Annotated in this window: 19 protein-coding genes; 12 read left to right on the top strand and 7 right to left on the bottom strand. The window is 64.8% G+C overall.

All coding sequences use genetic code 11. The features are described from left to right. Positions 1-84: 84 nt before the first annotated feature. From sufC to AUL30_RS02205, 6 genes are all read left to right on the top strand, one after another. Positions 85-840 carry a Fe-S cluster assembly ATPase SufC gene (gene sufC, locus AUL30_RS02230; RefSeq protein WP_062226193.1) on the top strand — a complete coding sequence of 252 codons (756 nt, stop codon included), beginning with the start codon at positions 85-87 and terminating at the stop codon, positions 838-840. Position 841: 1 nt separating this feature from the next. Then, positions 842-2,077 (top strand): Fe-S cluster assembly protein SufD, encoded by a 1,236-nt coding sequence (sufD, locus tag AUL30_RS02225; RefSeq protein ID WP_062226192.1) that lies wholly within the window; start codon positions 842-844, stop codon positions 2,075-2,077. Between the two features lie 61 nt (positions 2,078-2,138). Continuing rightward, positions 2,139-3,383 carry a cysteine desulfurase gene (locus tag AUL30_RS02220; protein ID WP_062226191.1) on the top strand — a complete coding sequence of 415 codons (1,245 nt, stop codon included), beginning with the start codon at positions 2,139-2,141 and terminating at the stop codon, positions 3,381-3,383. Positions 3,384-3,394: 11 nt separating this feature from the next. Further along, positions 3,395-3,778, top strand: coding sequence for an SUF system Fe-S cluster assembly protein (locus tag AUL30_RS02215; RefSeq protein WP_083507648.1), 384 nt, complete (start codon positions 3,395-3,397; stop codon positions 3,776-3,778). 54 nt (positions 3,779-3,832) lie between these two features. Then, on the top strand, positions 3,833-4,213 hold the full coding sequence (gene sufA, locus AUL30_RS02210; RefSeq protein ID WP_062226189.1) for a Fe-S cluster assembly scaffold SufA: 381 nt from the start codon (positions 3,833-3,835) through the stop codon (positions 4,211-4,213). 7 nt (positions 4,214-4,220) lie between these two features. Continuing rightward, positions 4,221-4,586, top strand: coding sequence for a TfoX/Sxy family protein (locus AUL30_RS02205; protein ID WP_062226188.1), 366 nt, complete (start codon positions 4,221-4,223; stop codon positions 4,584-4,586). On the opposite strand, the gene AUL30_RS02200 is transcribed toward AUL30_RS02205, so the two are convergent. Together AUL30_RS02200 and AUL30_RS02195 are read right to left on the bottom strand one after the other, a co-directional pair. Further along, on the bottom strand, positions 4,580-6,118 hold the full coding sequence (locus tag AUL30_RS02200) for a cryptochrome/photolyase family protein (protein WP_062226187.1): 1,539 nt from the start codon (positions 6,116-6,118) through the stop codon (positions 4,580-4,582). The two genes, AUL30_RS02205 and AUL30_RS02200, sit on opposite strands and share 7 nt — an antisense overlap. 103 nt (positions 6,119-6,221) lie before the next feature. Then, a complete protein-coding gene (locus AUL30_RS02195; RefSeq protein WP_062226186.1) occupies positions 6,222-8,057 on the bottom strand; it encodes an extracellular solute-binding protein in 1,836 nt (611 codons plus the stop codon). A 190-nt stretch (positions 8,058-8,247) separates the two neighbouring features. Between AUL30_RS02195 and AUL30_RS02190 the strand changes: the two genes are divergently transcribed. Then, a complete protein-coding gene (locus tag AUL30_RS02190) occupies positions 8,248-8,883 on the top strand; it encodes an invasion associated locus B family protein (protein WP_062226185.1) in 636 nt (211 codons plus the stop codon). A 93-nt stretch (positions 8,884-8,976) separates the two neighbouring features. Here AUL30_RS02190 and AUL30_RS02185 read toward each other — a convergent pair whose 3' ends face one another. Further along, a complete protein-coding gene (locus AUL30_RS02185; protein ID WP_062226184.1) occupies positions 8,977-9,570 on the bottom strand; it encodes an NAD(P)H-dependent oxidoreductase in 594 nt (197 codons plus the stop codon). 69 nt (positions 9,571-9,639) lie between these two features. On the opposite strand from AUL30_RS02185, the gene AUL30_RS02180 reads away from it, so the two are divergent. Continuing rightward, positions 9,640-10,233 (top strand): TetR/AcrR family transcriptional regulator, encoded by a 594-nt coding sequence (locus AUL30_RS02180; protein ID WP_062226183.1) that lies wholly within the window; start codon positions 9,640-9,642, stop codon positions 10,231-10,233. A gap of 15 nt (positions 10,234-10,248) precedes the next feature. On the opposite strand, the gene hspQ is transcribed toward AUL30_RS02180, so the two are convergent. Together hspQ and AUL30_RS02170 are read right to left on the bottom strand one after the other, a co-directional pair. After that, entirely contained in the window at positions 10,249-10,590 is a 342-nt protein-coding gene (gene hspQ, locus AUL30_RS02175; protein WP_062226512.1) for a heat shock protein HspQ, read from the bottom strand. A gap of 54 nt (positions 10,591-10,644) precedes the next feature. Beyond that, positions 10,645-11,844, bottom strand: coding sequence for a UbiH/UbiF family hydroxylase (locus tag AUL30_RS02170; RefSeq protein WP_062226182.1), 1,200 nt, complete (start codon positions 11,842-11,844; stop codon positions 10,645-10,647). 220 nt (positions 11,845-12,064) lie between these two features. Between AUL30_RS02170 and pcsA the strand changes: the two genes are divergently transcribed. Next, a complete protein-coding gene (gene pcsA / locus AUL30_RS02165) occupies positions 12,065-12,796 on the top strand; it encodes a phosphatidylcholine synthase (RefSeq protein WP_062226511.1) in 732 nt (243 codons plus the stop codon). Next, on the top strand, positions 12,793-13,773 hold the full coding sequence (locus AUL30_RS02160) for a quinone oxidoreductase family protein (RefSeq protein WP_062226181.1): 981 nt from the start codon (positions 12,793-12,795) through the stop codon (positions 13,771-13,773). Before pcsA ends, AUL30_RS02160 begins: the two co-directional genes overlap by 4 nt. On the opposite strand, the gene AUL30_RS02155 is transcribed toward AUL30_RS02160, so the two are convergent. Beyond that, positions 13,764-14,315, bottom strand: a complete 552-nt coding sequence (locus AUL30_RS02155; RefSeq protein WP_062226180.1) for an NADPH-dependent FMN reductase — start codon at positions 14,313-14,315, stop codon at positions 13,764-13,766. The genes AUL30_RS02160 and AUL30_RS02155 overlap by 10 nt on opposite strands. 271 nt (positions 14,316-14,586) lie before the next feature. Here AUL30_RS02155 and AUL30_RS02150 point away from each other — a divergent pair, with 271 nt between their 5' ends. Continuing rightward, positions 14,587-15,351, top strand: coding sequence for a WecB/TagA/CpsF family glycosyltransferase (locus AUL30_RS02150; protein ID WP_062226179.1), 765 nt, complete (start codon positions 14,587-14,589; stop codon positions 15,349-15,351). Positions 15,352-15,453: 102 nt separating this feature from the next. Further along, on the top strand, positions 15,454-15,828 hold the full coding sequence (locus tag AUL30_RS02145; protein ID WP_157069810.1) for a hypothetical protein: 375 nt from the start codon (positions 15,454-15,456) through the stop codon (positions 15,826-15,828). Between the two features lie 22 nt (positions 15,829-15,850). On the opposite strand, the gene AUL30_RS02140 is transcribed toward AUL30_RS02145, so the two are convergent. After that, positions 15,851-17,413: a DHA2 family efflux MFS transporter permease subunit gene (locus AUL30_RS02140; protein ID WP_062226177.1), complete on the bottom strand. Its 1,563-nt coding sequence runs from the start codon at positions 17,411-17,413 to the stop codon at positions 15,851-15,853. Positions 17,414-17,420 lie beyond the last annotated feature (7 nt).

Below are 17,420 nucleotides of genomic sequence, written 5' to 3'. Positions count from 1 at the left end.
TTGCCGACGCTTGCGTTTCGAAATCCGTTTGGCCAGTCATGGTCCGCGAACGGCGGACCGCCCTATCGATGTGAGTAAACCCTAATGCTGGAAATCAAGAACCTTCACGCACGCGTGGCCGATACCGACACGGAAATCCTGCGCGGGCTCGATCTGACCGTGAAGGCCGGCGAAGTCGCCGCCATCATGGGGCCGAACGGCTCCGGCAAGTCGACCCTGTCCTACATCCTTGCAGGCCGCGAGGATTACGAGGTGACCGAAGGCGACATTCTCTACAACGGCGAGTCGATCCTGGAGCTGGATCCGGCCGAGCGTGCGGCGGCAGGCGTGTTCCTGGCCTTCCAGTATCCGCTGGAGATTCCAGGCGTCGCCACCATGACCTTCCTAAAGACTGCCCTCAACGCGCAGCGCAAGGCGCGCGGGGAGGCCGAGTTGACGACGCCGGACTTCATGCGCCGCGTCAAGGATGCCGCCGCCGACCTGCGCATCGAGCCGGACATGCTCAAGCGCCCGCTCAATGTCGGCTTTTCGGGCGGCGAGAAGAAGCGTGCGGAAATCCTGCAGATGGCGCTCCTGGCGCCGCAGCTCTGCGTCCTCGACGAAACGGATTCGGGCCTGGACATCGACGCCCTGAAGATCGTCTCCGACGGCGTGAACGCCCTGCGCCGGGCCGACCGGGCCTTCCTTGTCATCACCCACTACCAGCGCCTTCTGGAGCACATCGTTCCGGACAGCGTCCATGTCCTGTATCGCGGCCGGATCATCCGGTCGGGCGGCAAGGAACTGGCGCTGCAGCTCGAAGAACAGGGCTATTCCCAGATCATCGAGGAGGCGGCCTGACATGGCATTGGTGAGCGGACAGACACGAACGCCGGCCGAGCTTGCCCTGATCGAGCGTGCGCAAGCCGGCAGCGCCAGCGAAGGCCAGCGCGCCGCGCTGACGGCGCTGCGCGATGCCGGCCTGCCGAGCCGGCGCGTTGAAGCCTGGCATTACACGGACCTGCGCGTGCTGCTCGACCGGGCCTTGAGCGCCGGTGCGACGGCGGCTGATACGGGCGCGACGCTGCTGACGCCGCTTCTGGCCCACAGCATCGTGGTGGATCTCGGCGCGCCGGCACCCGCCTTGCGTGACGGGCTGGCGGCAACGCCGTCCGACCGCGCTCCGGATTGGAGCCGCGTTCTGAACCACATGGACCGCGCGCACGATACGATCCGCGTGGTCAATGCGGCCATGGGCGCAACGGGCTCGCGCATCGAGGTGGCGGACGGCGTTGCGCTGGCACATCCTGTGGAGCTTCGCGCCATGCCGGGCCAGGCAGGTGCCCAGTCCTTTGCCAGCGTGACGGTCGGCGCCGGCTCTTCGGCGACCTTCGTGGAGCGGATCGTGCGCAGCGGCGGCGGCACCCTGTCCACATCCGTCGGCGAGCTGGCGCTCGGCAATGGCGCGGACGTTTTGTGGATCATCGATCAGGAAAAGGCGGAAGGGGAATCCCATCTTGGCCAGCTGACCGTTTCGCTGGGTGCGGATTCCAAGCTGCGCGTCTTCGTGCTCAATGCCGGCGGCACCTTGGTGCGGCAGGAAATCCATTGCGAGACGAAGGGCGAGGGCGCGGACATCCAGATCCGCGGCGTCAACCTTCTGGCCGAAGGCCAGCACATCGACGTTACCACGACGCTGACGCACAGCGTCGCGCATACGACGGCGACGGAGATTTTCCGCAACGTCGTCCTGGGTGGCCATGGCGTGTTCCAGGGCATGATCAAGGTGGCGCGCGGAGCGCAGAAGACCGACGCCAAGCTGGCCTGCAACACGCTGCTCCTGTCGGATGACGGGGACTTTTCGGCCAAGCCCGAACTGGAGATCTTCGCCGACGATGTTCAGTGCGGGCATGGCGCTACGGCCGGAGAGATCGATGCCAACCACCTGTTCTACCTGATGTCGCGCGGGATCCCCGAGCGGGAGGCGCGCGCGCTTCTCGTGCGGGCTTTTGTGGACGAGGTCGTGCAGGAACTGGAAGACGAGACGATCGTCGAGGCGCTGGAAGCGCGCATCGACGGATGGCTCGCCACGCACTGAACCCCTTACCGTGCGGCCGGCCAGACCGGCCGCACGGGCAGAAGGATCGGAAAGGACCGTCATGTCTCTGGACCTCGACCAAGCCGCGCCCGTCTATGACGTGGAGGCCATCCGCAAGGATTTCCCGATCCTGGCCACGAAGGTCTATGGCAAGCCGCTCGTCTATCTGGACAATGGCGCATCGGCCCAGAAGCCACGCCAGGTCCTGGATGCCATGCGCGACACCTACGAACACGGCTATGCCAATGTGCATCGCGGGTTGCACTATCTGTCCAACAAGGCAACAGAAGCCTTTGAGGACGCACGTGAAAAGGTCCGCGCCTTCCTGAATGCCGGCCATGTGGACGAGATCGTCTTCACGCGGTCGGCGACGGAGGCGATCAACCTCGTCTCCTACGGGCTGGCGCATCTGTTCCAACCGGGGGACGAAATCGTCCTGACGGTGATGGAGCACCATTCCAACATCGTTCCGTGGCATTTCCTGCGGGAGCGGCAGGGCGTGAAGCTGGTCTTCGTGCCCGTGCAGGACGACGGGTCCATCCGGACGGAGGATTTTGCGGCGGCCCTGTCACCTCGCACGCGGCTCGTGACGCTGACCCATATGTCCAACGTGCTCGGCACGGTGACGCCGGTCGCCGACGTCGTCGCGCTGGCGCATGCGCAGGGCGTTCCCGTCCTGGTCGATGGGAGCCAGGGGGCGGTGCATCTGCCGGTGGATGTCCGGGCGCTCGGTTGCGACTATTACGTCTTCACCGGACACAAAGTGTATGGGCCGACCGGGATCGGCGTCCTCTACGGCCATGCCGAGGCGCTGGACCGGCTGGCGCCGTTCAATGGCGGCGGCGAGATGATTGCCGAGGTCACGCAGGAGGGTGTGACCTACAACGCCCCGCCGCATCGCTTCGAGGCCGGCACACCCCCCATCGTCCAGGCGATCGGCCTTGGCGCCGCGCTGGATTACATGCGTTCGATCGGGCGTGAGAACATCGCCGCCCATGAAGCCACGCTCCTCGACTATGCGCAGGAGCGCCTGGCGCGGATCGACGGTTTGCGGATCTACGGCACGGCGCCTGGAAAGGGCGCCATTCTGGCCTTCGACCTCGAGGGCATCCACGCCCATGACGTGTCCATGGTCATCGACCGGGAAGGCGTGGCGGTGCGTGCGGGAACGCATTGCGCGCAGCCCCTCTTGAAGCGTTTCGGTGCAACGTCTACCTGCCGTGCATCTTTTGCCATGTACAATACGAAGGGCGAAGTCGATGCCCTGGCCGACGCGCTTGCCAAGGCCAGGCGCTTCTTCGCATGAAGGACCAAGCCATGACGGACGCCATCGAACAGAAGGCCGAGCCGGACGCCGCGCCGGAGAGCGGGGGCTCTGCCATCCCGGCCGAGGAACTCGCCCGCCTGAGCGAGGATATCATCGGCGCCCTGAAGACGGTGTACGACCCGGAGATTCCGGCCGACATCTACGAACTCGGTCTGATCTACAAGATCGACATCGACGACGATCGCAGCGTCGATATCCAGATGACGCTGACGGCGCCGGGCTGCCCAGTGGCTGGGGAAATGCCCATTTGGGTCGAGAATGCGGTCATGAGCGTGGGCGGGGTCCAACTAGTCCGGGTCGAGCTTGTCTTCGATCCGCCATGGACGCCCGAGCGCATGAGCGAGGAAGCGCAGGTCGCGGTCGGCTGGTTCTGACCGCCCCTGGCGCGTATACTGCGTCCGACGACGCCGAGACACGAGGTTAGCCGCATGGCCCGATTTGCCATCATGAACCTGACCGAAGCCGCCGCTGCCCGCGTGCGCGAGGTGGTCCAGTCGCGCGGCGGTGCCGAGGGCGCCGGCCTGCGCGTCGGCGTCAAGCGCGGCGGCTGCGCCGGCATGGAATATACGATCGACTTTGCCGACGGGCCCGCCGCCGGCGAGGATATCGTCGAGAAGGACGGAGCCCGCGTCTTCGTTTCGCCGGAGGCCGTCCTGTTCCTGCTTGGAACGGTGATGGACTTCGAGGTCACGATGCTGCGCACGGGCTTCGTCTTCAACAATCCCAATCAGACATCGGCCTGCGGCTGTGGCGAGTCCGTCGAGCTCAAGCCGGCCGATCGCGCGCTCCTGGAAGGGGCCGGGGCCTGATCCTGCCATGCGGCCCGACGATCTGGGCGATCTGTTCCGGTCGGTCGAGGGCTTCCGTAGCCGCCGCATGTTCGGCGGCTACGGGCTTTATGACGGGCCGGTCATCATCGACCTGGTCCTGTCCGATACTCTCTATCTGAAGACGGACGCGTACAGCGCCGATGCGTTCCGTGCGGCCGGCTCCCGCCCGTTCACCTATGCCAATGCCGGCGGCACAGAAGTGATCATGCCCTATCACACGATCCCGGAGGCAGCCTTCGACGATCCGGACGAGGCCGACCATTGGATCGCCCTGGCGCTTGCCGCCGGCCATCGGTCCAGGGCCGCGCCCGTGCGGCGCGCCCGCAAGCGACGGGCGGTGAGCGCTCAGTAGTCGCCGGAATTGGGCAGGCTTTCCAGGAAGGCATCGGCCTGCGAGCGCATCTCCGCAACCTTTCCCTCATCCATGCGCGCCAGCGTCGCATAGGTTCGCGACATCCGCCGGTTGCCTTTCAGCCGCTCGGCATTGCGCGCCACGAAATCCCAGTAGAGGTAGTTGAACGGACAGGCGTCCGGCCCCGTGCGCTGCTTCACGTCGTAGCGGCAATTGCCGCAATAGTCGGACATGCGGTTGATGTAGTTGCCGGAAGCGGCATAGGGCTTGGTCGCGAAAAGGCCGCCATCGGCATGCAGGATCATGCCCACCACATTGGGCATCTCCACCCACTCATAGGCATCGTGATAGACAACGAGGTACCATTCCTGCACATCGGCCGGCGCGATGGCGGCCAGTAGGCAGAAATTGCCGAGCACCATCAGGCGCTGGATGTGGTGGGCATAGGCGTTGTCCCGCGTTTCCTCGATGCATTGGCGCAGGCAGTTCAGATCGGTCTGGCCCGTCCAGAAGAAGTCGGGCAGGCGGCGCTCCGCCTTCAGCGCGTTCTTCTCGCCATAATGCGGCATCTGGCTCCAGTAGATCCCCCGGATGAACTCCCGCCAGCCGATGATCTGCCGGATGAACCCTTCCACGGCGTTGAGCGGCGCATCGCCGCTGCGATAGGCCGCCTCGGCCATGCCGCAGCATTCGGCCGGGCTCAGGAGGCCGCAATTGATGAGCCCCGACAGGTGCGAGTGGAAGAGGAGCGGCTGCCCCTGGCGCATGGCGTCCTGGTAGGTGCCGAAACTCGGTAGGGCGGCGTCCACGAACCAGCGCAGATAGCCGAGCGCCTGGGCGCGCGTCACCGGGTAGTCGAAGCCGTCCAGCGAGCCGAAGTGGTTGCCGAAACGCTCCCGCACCAGCGCCAGGACCTCCTGCGTGCACCCATCGGGCGGATAGCTCGGCCGATCGGGCAGGGCGAAGCTTTCGGGCAGCGGTTCGCGGTTGTCGGCATCGAAATTCCATCGGCCGCCCTCTGGCTTGCCGGACAGATCCATCAGGTATCCCGTGCGCTCGCGCATGCGGCGGTAGAAGGTCTCCATCAGAAGCTTGCCCTGGCCGCCGGATACGTCCTCGAACGCGTCCCGCGCGCAGAGGAAACGGTCGTCGGGCCGGATGTCCACCGGGCAATCCAGAAGGGTGCTCCAGCCTTCCAGCATGGACTCCACGCGCCATTCACCGGCCTCTGTCACCACCACGCCGTCCACGGCATGCCGTTCGATGGCGCGCCGCACCTCGCCCGTGAAGCTGCCGCTATTGTCCGGCGCATCGAGCGGGACATAATCCACGCTGACCCCGTCCTGCCGCAGCTCGGTGGCGAAGTGGCGCATGGCCGAAAACAGGAAGGCGATCTTGCGTTGATGGTGGCGGACATAGGTCGCCTCGTCCGCAACCTCCATCATCAGGACGACATCGCCATCGCCCATATCCTTCAGGCTGGATATATCCCGGCTGAGCTGGTCCCCCAGGATCACGCGTAATCTGGCCATGCGGCACTATGCTCCCGTGGCTGGCTAAGAACCGCGGTTAAGATGTCGTCGAGCATGCCTGCTGCAAGGATCAGCGGCCTTTGGTCGCTCGGCTTGCCGCTTGTTACGGCGCGCGCCAGAATGCGGGAAGGTAGTATCCCGTCAGCGGAATACGGTCGGGATGTTCGATGAAGGACCACCGCGCGAGCCACTGATCCGTCAGATAGTAAAGCGGAACGACGTAGAAGCCGGAAATAAGCAATCGATCGTAAGCCCGCACGGCATCGACATAATCTTCCCGCGTGCGTGCGCCGACAATGGCGTCGATCGCCGCATCGACGGCTGGATCGGCAACGCCTGCATAGTTGAACGACCCCGGGGCGTTGCGCGCTGCACTGCCCCAGCGGCCGACCTGCTCGGCGCCGGGCGACAGCGTTCCGTTGAACGCCGAAAAGAGCATGTCGTAATCGAAGGTCTGTTTGCGGAGCTGGTATTGCGCATCATCTGCCTGCCGGATGTTCGCGGCCACGCCGATCCGCGCCAGCGTGCGCGCATAGGCGAGCGCGGTGCGCTGCTGATCGAGGTTCTGCACCAGGATCTCGAAGGTCAACGGCGCGCCGTCCGGGCGGACGAGGCGGCCGCCGTCGAAGCGGTAGCCCTGCGCCAGCAGAAGATCGGTTGCCGCGCGCAGGACGGCTCTGTCGCCGCCGGTCCCGTCGCTGACGGGCTGCCGCCAGGTGCCGCTGAGAATGTCGGACGGAATATCGACCCCCAGCCGTTCGATCAGGGCGCGCTCTCCGGCGCTGGCCGGGCGGTCCAGGCTGGACAGTTCGGTATTGTCGAAGAAGCCGGAGGTCCGCCGGAAGGCATCGTAGTAAAGGTTCGCATTGGCCCATTCGAAATCGAAGAGCATGGCCAGGGCGCGCCGGACCTGCGGATTGGCGAAAGTTTCCCGTCGCGTATTGAAGAACATGGCGTTGAGCACGGCCGGCCGGCCGGTCGCGAAGGTTTCGCGGATGATGTGGCCCTGCGTCACCGCTGGGAAGCCGTAGGCCGTGCGCCAGTGGCGGGGATTGGCATCCGGGTACAGGTAGAAGATGCCCTTCTTGAAAGCTTCGAACTGGCTGTTGGCATCGCGGAAATATTCCACGACGATTTCGTCGTAATTGTCGAGGCCGCGTTTGACGGGCAGGTCCCGCGCCCAATAGTCGGGATTGCGGCGGTAGACAATGCGCTGGCCCGGCTCCACCGTGGCGATGCGGTAGGGGCCGGAGCCGACGAGTGGGCGCAGGGTCGTGTTGCCGAACGTGTCACGCTCGAAGCCGTGTTCTGGAAAGACCGGAAGGCCGGCCAGAAGCAGCGGAAGCTCGCGGTCGGCCCGTTCGTTGAAGGTGAAGCGGACACCCCGTTCACCCACCTTCTCGATCCGCGCCACGCGTGACAGCCAGCTCGTATATTGCGGCCGCACCACGCCCTGTTGCTGCAACATCTGCGTGGTGAACAGGACGTCCTTGACACGGACGGGCGCGCCATCGCTGAAGCGGGCGCGCGGGTCGAGCTGGAACTCGACGAAACTGCGTTCCGCATCCGTCGTCACCGATTCGGCAAGCAGCCCGTACAGGGTGAAGGGCTCGTCGGGCGAGCGCAGCATGAGGGGCTCGAAGACGAGATTGCCGAATTCGGTATCGGCAAAGATGCCGCGGGCCGTCGTCAGCGCACCGCGCACGGTGACGGGGTTGAGATTGTCGAAATCGCCGACGACGCCGTAGACCATGCGGCCGCCTTTGGGCGCATCCGGGTTGACGAAGGGAAAGCTTGCAAAGCCGGCATCGAGCGCCGGCGCGCCATGCATGGCGATGGCATGGGCGGGCGCCGCATCCTGCGCATGAAGGTCCGTCACGCCCGCAAGCATGAAAAGCGCGCTGAGGCTAGCGCGCAGAACGGTTCGGGCCTTCGGCATTCGATCATTCCCTAGAGGATGCACGGGCGGGAACCTAACGGAACTGACTCCGCTTGCCTACAGCGCGCGTTGGGTCTATCGCAGCGGCGGCGATGGGTCTTTAAACGGCCTCATTTGCGCAACACGGGCTATCCCTATAAGGGAACCCCCGATCGCCGGGATGACAGAATTGCCGAGAGGAAGTTTGGCTTTGAAGACCCGTCTTAAGAACATTCACCGCCTCGCCCTTGCCACCGGCTTCGCTGCGCTCGCGACAGCGGTCCTTCCGGTCGCCGGCGCTTCCGCGCAATCCGTGCCTGCCGAATGGTTCAAGGTCTGCACCCCGCAGGGCGACAACCGGATCTGCAACACCCAGTACACGATGATCGCCGATACGCGGCAGCTCATCACGGCCGTCAACCTGATCGACGTGTCCGGCAAGGTGAACCAGAAGGTGTTCCAGGCCGTCGTGCCCACCGGCCGGGTGATCCCCGGCGGCGTCCAGGTCCAGGTCGATACCAATCCGGCCGTGACGCTGAACTATTCGGTATGCTTCCCCGATCGCTGCATCGCAGAGGTCGAGCTGTCCGAGGCGATGATCACCTCGATGAAGCGCGGCAACACCATGAAGGTGACCAGCACGAACTTCCAGCGCCAGCCGAACCCGATCAACGTGACGCTCCAGGGCTTCACTGGCGCCTATGACGGCCCGCCCCGCGAGCAGCCGGAGCTCGAACAGCGCCAGCAGCAGCTGAACGAAGCGCTGCAGAGCCAGGCCGAGGCACGTCGCAAGCGGTTCGAGGATGCGCAGAACCAGGCGCTGGGCAGCGAAGCGGCCCCTCAGTAAGCCGCAGGCCCACATAGAGTTCTGATTGCGGCCGCCTCCGGGACATCGGGGGCGGCCGTTTTCGTTCGTCAGGGTCGCACGGGCCGGATCGGATCAGGCCGTTCCCAGAGCCGTGCGCCGTCCCAGATCGAAAGCGTCTTGCAGCCCCTTTGCTGCGCCGTCCGGATCGATCGGCAGGATGAGGTCGATCCCGAGGGACTCCATGCCGCAATAGCCGAAGATGCCCTGGACAAGCTGCGCCTTCATGGCGTCGAGGTAACCGCGGCGCTCATAGGTGCCGAGGTCGACGCCACCGACGCCGATGATCCGTCCCTTGAGCCGTCCCAGGAGCCGGACGGTCTTCTCGCCCGGTGTGTCCACGAATGCCCATCCCGATATGAAGACACGGTCGATCCAGCCCTTCAGGGCTGCCGGCATGGACCACCAGTAGACGGGGAACAGGAGGACGAGGGCATCCGCCCTGTCGACGCGCTCCTGTTCGGCCAGGATATCGGGGCCGGCCTTCGCCCGCCCGTTGAAGACGTCATTGTCATGGTTGCCGAACCGCGGGTCGAAGGGGTGCTGCGACAGGTTCAAGATCTCATGCGTGGTCCCGGGGACGGTCTCCAGGCCCGCCACGAACCGCGCAATGGCGGCATGCGTGTAAGCCTTCGTGTCCGGATGGGCGGTGACGATCAGGATATGCACGTGTACCTCGTTCAATCGATGCTACACAGGCAATATACGGATTGTAAGTTACAAAGTGTAGGTTTCTCGATGCCGAATTCTTCGCGCCCGCCCGCCCGTCAGCGGCTTCCGCGCGCCGATCGCCTGGCGCAACTGATCGAGACTGCCCGGGCGATCGTGCGCCAGGAGGGCGCCGATGCGCTGACGCTTGGCCATCTGGCCGAGAGATCCGGGGTGACGCGGCCTGTGGTCTACGACCATTTCGGCACGCGCAACCAACTCCTGAAAGCGCTCTACGAGGATTACGACCTTCGACGCGACGCCGTTCTGGAGGAAAGCCTCAAGGACGCGCCGATGAGCTTGGAGGCGCGCGCGCAGGCGATCGCCCGGACCTATGTCGAATGTGTGCTGAACGAAGGGACGGACATACCCGGTGTCGCCGCGGCCCTTGCAGGTTCGCCAGAGTTGGAGACGTTCCGGCGCGAAACGCGGCTGCGGTTCATCGGCCGGTGCCGGCAGATCCTGGAACCTTGTCTTGCGGCCGGCAGGATCGAAGATGCGCGCTTATGGGCCATGCTGGGGGCGGCGGATTCTCTGAGCGAAGCCGTACTGCGTGGCGATCTGCCGGACGCCGTGGGCGAGGCCGAGCTCACGCGACTCATTCTGAATCTCACCACAGCCTGACCGGCAAAGGGCGATCTAGTTCCGGTGCTCGGATTTCAGGCGGTAGGCGCCATCGACAGGCCCTTCGAAGAGTTCGGCGATCTGCGGATGGCTCACCGGCGTGCCGCTGTCATCGAGCTCCAGGTTCTGTTCCGAAACATAGGCGATGTACTCGTTCTCGCTGTTTTCGGCCAGGAGGTGGTAGAAGGGTTGATCGCGGCGCGGCCGGGCTTCCTCGGGGATGGACAAGTACCATTCCTCCGTATTGTCGTATTCCGGATCGACATCGAAGATCACGCCACGGAACGGGAACATCCGGTGGCGGACGATCTGGCCAAGGCTGAAGCGCGCTTTCTGTACGGGTTGCGAAGGTGACATGGCCAAGCGATAGCGCGTGCAGCGCAACCGTACAAGCGGGCGCGGGACACGTCGTCAATGCCGCGGCGGCATGCCCTGGAGGCTTTTGGGAAGACCGCGCACACCAGCCCCGGGCACGACGCCTTCCCGCATGGCGAAGCGGCGCAGCGGCGACAGGGCTGCCAGAAGACCGAGCCCGGCCGATCTGGCCATCTGCGCCGGCAGCATGTCCGCCAGGAGCGAACGGTTCAAAAGGTCCACGCTGGCCGTCCGCAGGGTGATATCCCCGTGCCGCCGCCGCGCATAGGCAGCGAGCATGGTACGCCCACCGACATCGTCGCGGTGGTCGAGCGCGGTACTTAAGAGATCCTCCACATCCCGCAGCCCGAGATTGAGCCCCTGGGCGCCGATGGGCGGGAAAATATGGGCAGCTTCACCGACCAGCGCCGCGCGCGGCGCGGTCAGGGCGCTGGCCCGGCCGCCGGACAGGGGGAAGCTTTGCGGGCTGCCTTCCACCTCCACCTTGCCGAGGATGGAATGCATCCGCCCTTCGATCACGCGCGAGAGGGTCTGCGGGGGCGCGTCCAACTGGCCTTGCACATCCTCCGGGCGTTCCACCCAGACGAGCGAGGAGACGTTGCCAGGCAGGGGCACGAGCGTGAAGGGGCCGGGACGGCGATGGAATTCGGTCGAGATGCCCTCATGTGGCCGCGCATGGGAAAAGTTCAGGACGATGGCCGCCTGGGGATAGCTCCACTGGCGCAGCGACAGGCCGGACTGTGTCCGGACCTGCGAATTGCGGCCATCCGCTCCGATGACAAGCCCGGCCTTGTGCGACGTTCCGTCGGCCAGGATCAGGCGGGCACAATCGTCACCGGCCTCCAGCGCCTCCAGGGGGCTGCGCAGCCAGGTCAGGCGCGGCTCGGCGACGAGCCTTTCGGCCAGGATGCGGGTGAGGTCCCGGTTACGGATGTTGATGCCGAAGACATCGAGGCCGATCTCCGCGGCCTCAAACGTCACGCTCGGGGCGCGCAGCAGGCGGCGCGTGTCGTCGATGATTCGCATTTTGCGCAAGGGCGCACCCGCGGCGAGGACCTCCGGCCCCAGGCCGTGGCGTTGCAGAAAGGCGACGGAACGGCCGAACAGTGCCGTCGTCCGCCCGTCCAGCGGCGGTTCCGGCGCTGCGAGGAGCACGTCGAAACCCGCTCTGGCGAAGGCCAGGGCGGCCGTCAGCCCGGCCAACCCGCCCCCGATGACTGCGACGTCTCGTCTCATGCCCGCGTACCCACGCTTGGTTTCCTTCCATGGGCATGTAGCGCAAGGGAGGCAGGCTTGCGATGGGACAAGAGGCTCCCATGCATGGCAAAAGCGTGAATTGATCGTCCGGGCCGGTTTCCTTTCCGTAACGCCTTGCACTACAAGGTGCACCCCGTGACATTCATGCCATCGGCCAGCATAGTTGCAGGCCAAAACAAGCGAGGCTCAGTCCGGCACCGTGGTGACGACATTCGAAAAGTGGCGTGCTTTCTCCGTCCATCTCCTGACGGCGAGCGGTGCCTTCTGGGCCTTCCTGTCGATCATCGCCGCGTCAGAACAGCGTTGGGTGGCCATGTTCGCCTGGCTCGGCCTGGCCTTGCTCGTCGATGGTGTGGATGGCCCCATTGCGCGGCGCATCGACATCAAGCGCGTTTTGCCGGACTGGTCCGGCGACATGCTGGATTCGATCATCGACTATGCGACCTACGTGCTGATCCCCGCCTTCGCGCTGTACCAGTCCGGCATGATCGGGCATGCCTGGTCCTTCGTCGCGGCGGCGCTGATCGTCATCACCAGCGCGATCTATTATGCCGACACGCGGATGAAGACGAAGGACAACTTCTTCCGGGGCTTCCCGGTCACGTGGAACATGGTGGTCTTCACCCTGTTCGCTGTGCAGCCGCCTGCCGTGGTCGCCTTCATCGTCGTCCTGTTCTGCGCGGTGACGACCTTTGCCCCGGTCAAGTTCCTGCACCCGGTGCGCGTGAAGCGCTACCGCATTGTCAATCTTACGATATTTGCCCTCTGGTCGATCTTCGGCCTGTGGGCGCTCGCCGCCGATTTTGCGCCGCCGCCTTTCGTGAAGGGCGCGATCGTGGTGACCGGGCTATATCTCATCTCCATCGGCGCCATCGTCCAGTTCTTGGATGGCAAGGGCGTCGACTCGGATCAGAAGGGACAGTTGGTTTGACGAAAGCCATCGTTGTTGAGGAAATCGGCGGGCCCGACAAGCTCGTCTGGAAGGATCACGAACTGGCCCGGCCGGGCCCGAACCAGCTTCTGGTTCGGCAGCGCGCCGCAGGTTTGAACTTCATCGATGTCTACTTCCGCAAGGGTGTCTACAAGGCGCCGCGTCTGCCCTTCGTGCCGGGCAAGGAAGGCGCGGGCACCGTCGTCGCAGTGGGCGAGGGCGTGACCGGCTTTAAGGTCGGCGATCGTGTCGCCTATGCGGGCGGTGAAGGCACCTATGCGCACGAGGCTCTCGTGCCGGCCGCGCAGGCGCTGCACCTGCCCGACGCCATCGACGAGGAAACCGCCGCCGCCATCATGCTCAAGGGAATGACGGCAGAGTATCTTCTGCGCCGGACCTTCAAGGTCGGGCCGGATACGGTGCTTCTGTTCCACGCCGCGGCCGGCGGGGTCGGCGTCATCGCCACGCAGTGGGCCAAGCATCTCGGCGCAACGGTGATCGGCACGGCCGGCTCGCCCGAAAAATGCGCCGAGGCCCTGGCGCATGGCTGCGACCATGTCATCAACTACCGCACCGACGATTTTGTCGAGGCGGTGAAGGATCTGACGCGCGGGCGCAAATGCGACGTCGTCTACGATTCTGTCGGGCGCGATACCTTTCCCGGCAGCCTGGATTGCCTGAAGCGGCAGGGGCTTTTCGTGTCCTTTGGCCAGTCTTCCGGAACGATCGAGAATTTCGATCTGGCGCTCCTGAACCAGAAGGGTTCGCTCTTTGCGACGCGGCCGAGCCTGTACGGCTACACTGCCACGCGCGAGGAGCTGGAGGCCAGCGCGCGCTCGCTCTTCAAGGTGGTCGGCTCCGGCGCCGTCAAGATTGAGATCAAGCAGTCCTACCCCGTGGAAGAGGCGCGCCGCGCCCACGAGGACCTGGAGTCCCGCCGCACCAGCGGCCTGTCGGTCATCACCATTCAGCCCTGAACGAAGCGCGAGAAACCCTCCAGGAAGCGCGTGACCTGCTGGCGGATCCGCTCATCCGCCAGCTGTCCATCGGCGTCGAAGACGGTCTGCGCGCGCGCCACGAAGAGGCTCCCGCCGGTGTAGGGCCGGGTTCCCAGCGTCTTCAGGACCGGGAGCCAGGCGCTCTGGCTGAGGATCGTTCCGAAGCCGCCCATGGACGCGCCCATCAGTGCCACGGGCCGACCGCCATAAAGCCCTTCGATCTCGGCAGCGGGCCGGCTGGTCCAGTCGATCGCGTTCTTGAAAACCCCTGGCAGGGAATTGTTGTATTCCGGCGTGACGAGGATCAGGCCATCGGCCGCGCGGATGGCATCCTTGAGGGCTGTCACCGCTGGTGGAATTGTGTCCTGCGCTTCCAGATCGCCGTCGTAGAGCGGGATGCCCTTCAGCGTCGTATGAAGGACGCTGGTCCCATCCGGCGCGAGCGTCTCGCAGGCCTTCGCCAGGGCCGTATTGTACGACGCAGCGCGCAGGCTGCCCGAGACTGCGAGGATCCGTGTCATGGCCTATCCCTTGCGTTGAGCATGCTGCAAAAGGCGTCAACCGCGCTTCAGACAGGCAACCCTTGCCCAAAAGGTGATGCGGCGACCCGCAGAGACTATCCCTTTGCAGGATGAACCATCAAGCCATGAGAGTATCCCACGCCACGGAAACGTGAATTTACCAAACTCTCGTCGCATTGCAGTGTCTGTGTAGGTATACGAAAATGATTGTTTAGTTTTTTACTATATTTTTCGCGGGCTCTCGATGGCTTCAGTCGTCCCTTTCCTAGGCATGCAATTTCTCGACGCCGACCTCGAAGGGATTCGGGGGGCGATACGTAAGCATCTGGCGACGCCCGGCTTTTTCTATGCGGTGACGCCGAATGTCGATCATGTCGTAACCTATCACGGCAGCGCGGATGACGATCTTCGCGATGCGTATGACGGCGCCGCGCTCCAGATCTGCGACAGCCGCATCCTGTCGGCACTGGCGCGGCCGAGCGGCCGCCGCCTGACGCCGGTCCCGGGCTCGGACCTGACGCGCGATATTCTCGAGCGGGGGCTCGATGCGGATGGCGCCGGTGCACCATCCGCCTTGCGCATTGCCGTAATCGGCCCGTCGCAGGCAGCATTCGGGCGGTTGCGCCGGCGTTACCCCAAGGCCGCGCTCACCTTCCTGCCGAGCGGCCGCATGAAGCCGGGCCATCCGGCCTGGGCTGCGGCCGTCGAGATGACAGCCAAGGCGGAATGGGATCTCATCCTGATCTGCCTGTCCTTTCCCAAGCAGGAATTCTTCGCGCGGGATCTGCGCCGGCACGGGCGCTGCCATGGGTTCGGCCTCTGCGTGGGCGCCAGCATTGACTTTCTGACGGGGCGGCAACGCCGCGCACCGCGGGCGTTCCAGAAGGTTGGCCTGGAATGGCTGCACCGCCTGGCCAGCGATCCCAAACGCATGTGGCGGCGCTACCTCGTGCGCGGGCCGGCCATCTTCAGCCTAGCGGCACGCCAATATGCGCAGGACGCGCGCAAGCACCTTCGTTTCAGCCGATCCAGCTGAAATCCCCACGCGCTCCCTCTTTTTTCCACGCTGCAACCTATGTTGCGCTATTGAGAGAGCGCAACGCTTGTCGGTTGTCTGCGTCAGATGGAGGGAATGCGCATGGCCGTGCCCCGCGCCGCACTATTGGGACCGTCCTTGTTGGGCATGGCCCTCTTGAGTCTGGCCGGCTGTTCCGAACCGAGCGTATCGCGTCTGGAAACCGTGCCGGCAGACACGTTGATGTCGATCTCTGTCGTCATCGACCCGCCGGCCGACGCGCGTTCCCTCGGCACCGTCGCCGTAACACGCTGCCGCGACGACTTGGCGGAGAACCCGCCCGCGGAAGTCTCGATCCTGAACGGGATGAAGGCCGAGGCCGCCCGGCAGGGCGGCAATGCCATCCGGGTCATCGGATACCGTATGGGCCTGACCGTAAAGGAAGGCTGCTACCACACCATGACCGGCCGCGCCGAAATGTACCGGCTCCGCGGCTGATCACGTCGCGCGGATGGGCGGGCTAATGCCCGCCTGATCCGGACGGTGCCTTTCCCGGCTTCTGGATGAAGATGACGAGCATCGCCAGAAGGGCGAACAGGACCGTCAGCACCAGGAAGACGTCCGAGAAGGCCATGACATGCGCCTCGCGCTGAACGATGCGGGCCATGTTCGAGATTGCCGCCATGCTGCCGTCGAGCCCCGCCGCATCGAGCGACTGGCTCATCGACGCCATGCGCTCCTCGGCCGCCGGGTGGCCCCAGGCGACGGCGTCGGACAGGCGGGAATAGTGCAGGACCGTCCGGTCGGTCAGGATCGTGTTGATGACGGCGAGGCCGACAGCTCCGCCGAGATTGCGCGTCAGGTTGTAGAGGCCCGAGGCGCCCTTCATCTTCTGCGGCGGCAGGGTGCCGAGCGCGATGTTGTTGATGGGAACCATGGACAGCATCAGCCCGACGCCGCGCAGGATCTGCGGGATGAAGAGTTCCCGGAAATCCCAGTCATGGGTAATGCCGGTCATCAGCCAGGTGCCGACGGCAAAGCACACGAAGCCCATCACCATCATCAGCCGAAGGTCCATGCGGGCCGACAGGATGCCGGCGATGGGCGCGGTGAAGAACATGGCGAGGCCCGAGACGAACATGGTTTCGCCGATCATCAGGGAGTCGTAGCCGCGGATCGAGGACAGGTAGACCGGATAGATGTAGGTCAGCCCGTAAAGGCCGACGCCCATGACGAAGGAAAAGAGACTGCCGAGCACGAAGTTGCGGTTGGCAAAGGCCGTCAGGTCGACGATCGGCTCCCGCGCCGTGAAGCAGCGATAGAAGAAGCCGAGCCCCCCGATCAATGTGACGCCAGCCAGTGCGAAGACGGTCCTGTCGTCCAGCCAGTCGTTTCGTGGCCCTTCCTCCAGCACATATTCGAGCGAGCCCAGGAAGGCCGCCATGGCCGCCAGCCCGAACCAGTCGAAATGCGAGAAGAGCGACCAGTCGGGCTTGTCGAAATCGATCAGGTTCCAGGCCGCGACGGAGACGAGGATGCCGACCGGCACGTTGACGAGGAAGAGCCAGTGCCACGACATGGCGTGGCTCAGATAGCCGCCGATGGTGGGGCCGATGGTCGGCGCCAGCGTCGCGACGAGGCCGATCAGCGGCGAAATGACGGACCGCTTCGAGGGCGGGAACAGGGTGAATGCAGCGGCAAAGACGCTGGGGATCATGCCGCCGCCCACGAAACCCTGTATCGCGCGGTAGACGATCATCTCGTTGATCGACGAGGCAGTGGCGCACAAGGCCGAAGCCAGGGTGAAGCCGGCCGCCGCCAGCGTGAAGAGAACCCGCGTCGACAGGATCCGCGCGAGCATGCCCGACAGCGGGATCATGATGACCTCCGCGATCAGGTAGGATGTCTGCACCCATGAAATTTCGTCTGAGGAGGCCGACAGTCCGGCCTGGATCTCCGCAAGGGATGCGGACACGATCTGGATATCCAGGATCGCCATGAACATGCCCACGACCATGACCATGAAGGCCGCGATGCGGCTGAAGGGCACGCTGTCGTCTAACGGCGCCGCGATCGCGGACATGGACTGA

Origin of the sequence: Aureimonas frigidaquae (assembly GCF_001463905.1) — a bacterium.
In the GTDB taxonomy this organism is placed as follows: domain Bacteria; phylum Pseudomonadota; class Alphaproteobacteria; order Rhizobiales; family Rhizobiaceae; genus Aureimonas; species Aureimonas frigidaquae.
This window is presented reverse-complemented; position numbering and strand designations above follow the sequence as displayed.

What these genes read in the sequence shown, in the direction of transcription:
- sufC (WP_062226193.1), top strand. Translation starts at nt 85, where the DNA reads ATGCTGGAAATCAAGAACCTTCACGCACGCGTGGCCGATACCGACACG.
- sufD (WP_062226192.1), top strand. Translation starts at nt 842, where the DNA reads ATGGCATTGGTGAGCGGACAGACACGAACGCCGGCCGAGCTTGCCCTG.
- AUL30_RS02220 (WP_062226191.1), top strand. Translation starts at nt 2,139, where the DNA reads ATGTCTCTGGACCTCGACCAAGCCGCGCCCGTCTATGACGTGGAGGCC.
- AUL30_RS02215 (WP_083507648.1), top strand. Translation starts at nt 3,395, where the DNA reads ATGACGGACGCCATCGAACAGAAGGCCGAGCCGGACGCCGCGCCGGAG.
- sufA (WP_062226189.1), top strand. Translation starts at nt 3,833, where the DNA reads ATGGCCCGATTTGCCATCATGAACCTGACCGAAGCCGCCGCTGCCCGC.
- AUL30_RS02205 (WP_062226188.1), top strand. Translation starts at nt 4,221, where the DNA reads ATGCGGCCCGACGATCTGGGCGATCTGTTCCGGTCGGTCGAGGGCTTC.
- AUL30_RS02200 (WP_062226187.1), bottom strand. Translation starts at nt 6,118, where the DNA reads ATGGCCAGATTACGCGTGATCCTGGGGGACCAGCTCAGCCGGGATATA.
- AUL30_RS02195 (WP_062226186.1), bottom strand. Translation starts at nt 8,057, where the DNA reads ATGCCGAAGGCCCGAACCGTTCTGCGCGCTAGCCTCAGCGCGCTTTTC.
- AUL30_RS02180 (WP_062226183.1), top strand. Translation starts at nt 9,640, where the DNA reads ATGCCGAATTCTTCGCGCCCGCCCGCCCGTCAGCGGCTTCCGCGCGCC.
- hspQ (WP_062226512.1), bottom strand. Translation starts at nt 10,590, where the DNA reads ATGTCACCTTCGCAACCCGTACAGAAAGCGCGCTTCAGCCTTGGCCAG.
- AUL30_RS02170 (WP_062226182.1), bottom strand. Translation starts at nt 11,844, where the DNA reads ATGAGACGAGACGTCGCAGTCATCGGGGGCGGGTTGGCCGGGCTGACG.
- AUL30_RS02155 (WP_062226180.1), bottom strand. Translation starts at nt 14,315, where the DNA reads ATGACACGGATCCTCGCAGTCTCGGGCAGCCTGCGCGCTGCGTCGTAC.
- AUL30_RS02150 (WP_062226179.1), top strand. Translation starts at nt 14,587, where the DNA reads ATGCAATTTCTCGACGCCGACCTCGAAGGGATTCGGGGGGCGATACGT.
- AUL30_RS02145 (WP_157069810.1), top strand. Translation starts at nt 15,454, where the DNA reads ATGGCCGTGCCCCGCGCCGCACTATTGGGACCGTCCTTGTTGGGCATG.
- AUL30_RS02140 (WP_062226177.1), bottom strand. Translation starts at nt 17,413, where the DNA reads ATGTCCGCGATCGCGGCGCCGTTAGACGACAGCGTGCCCTTCAGCCGC.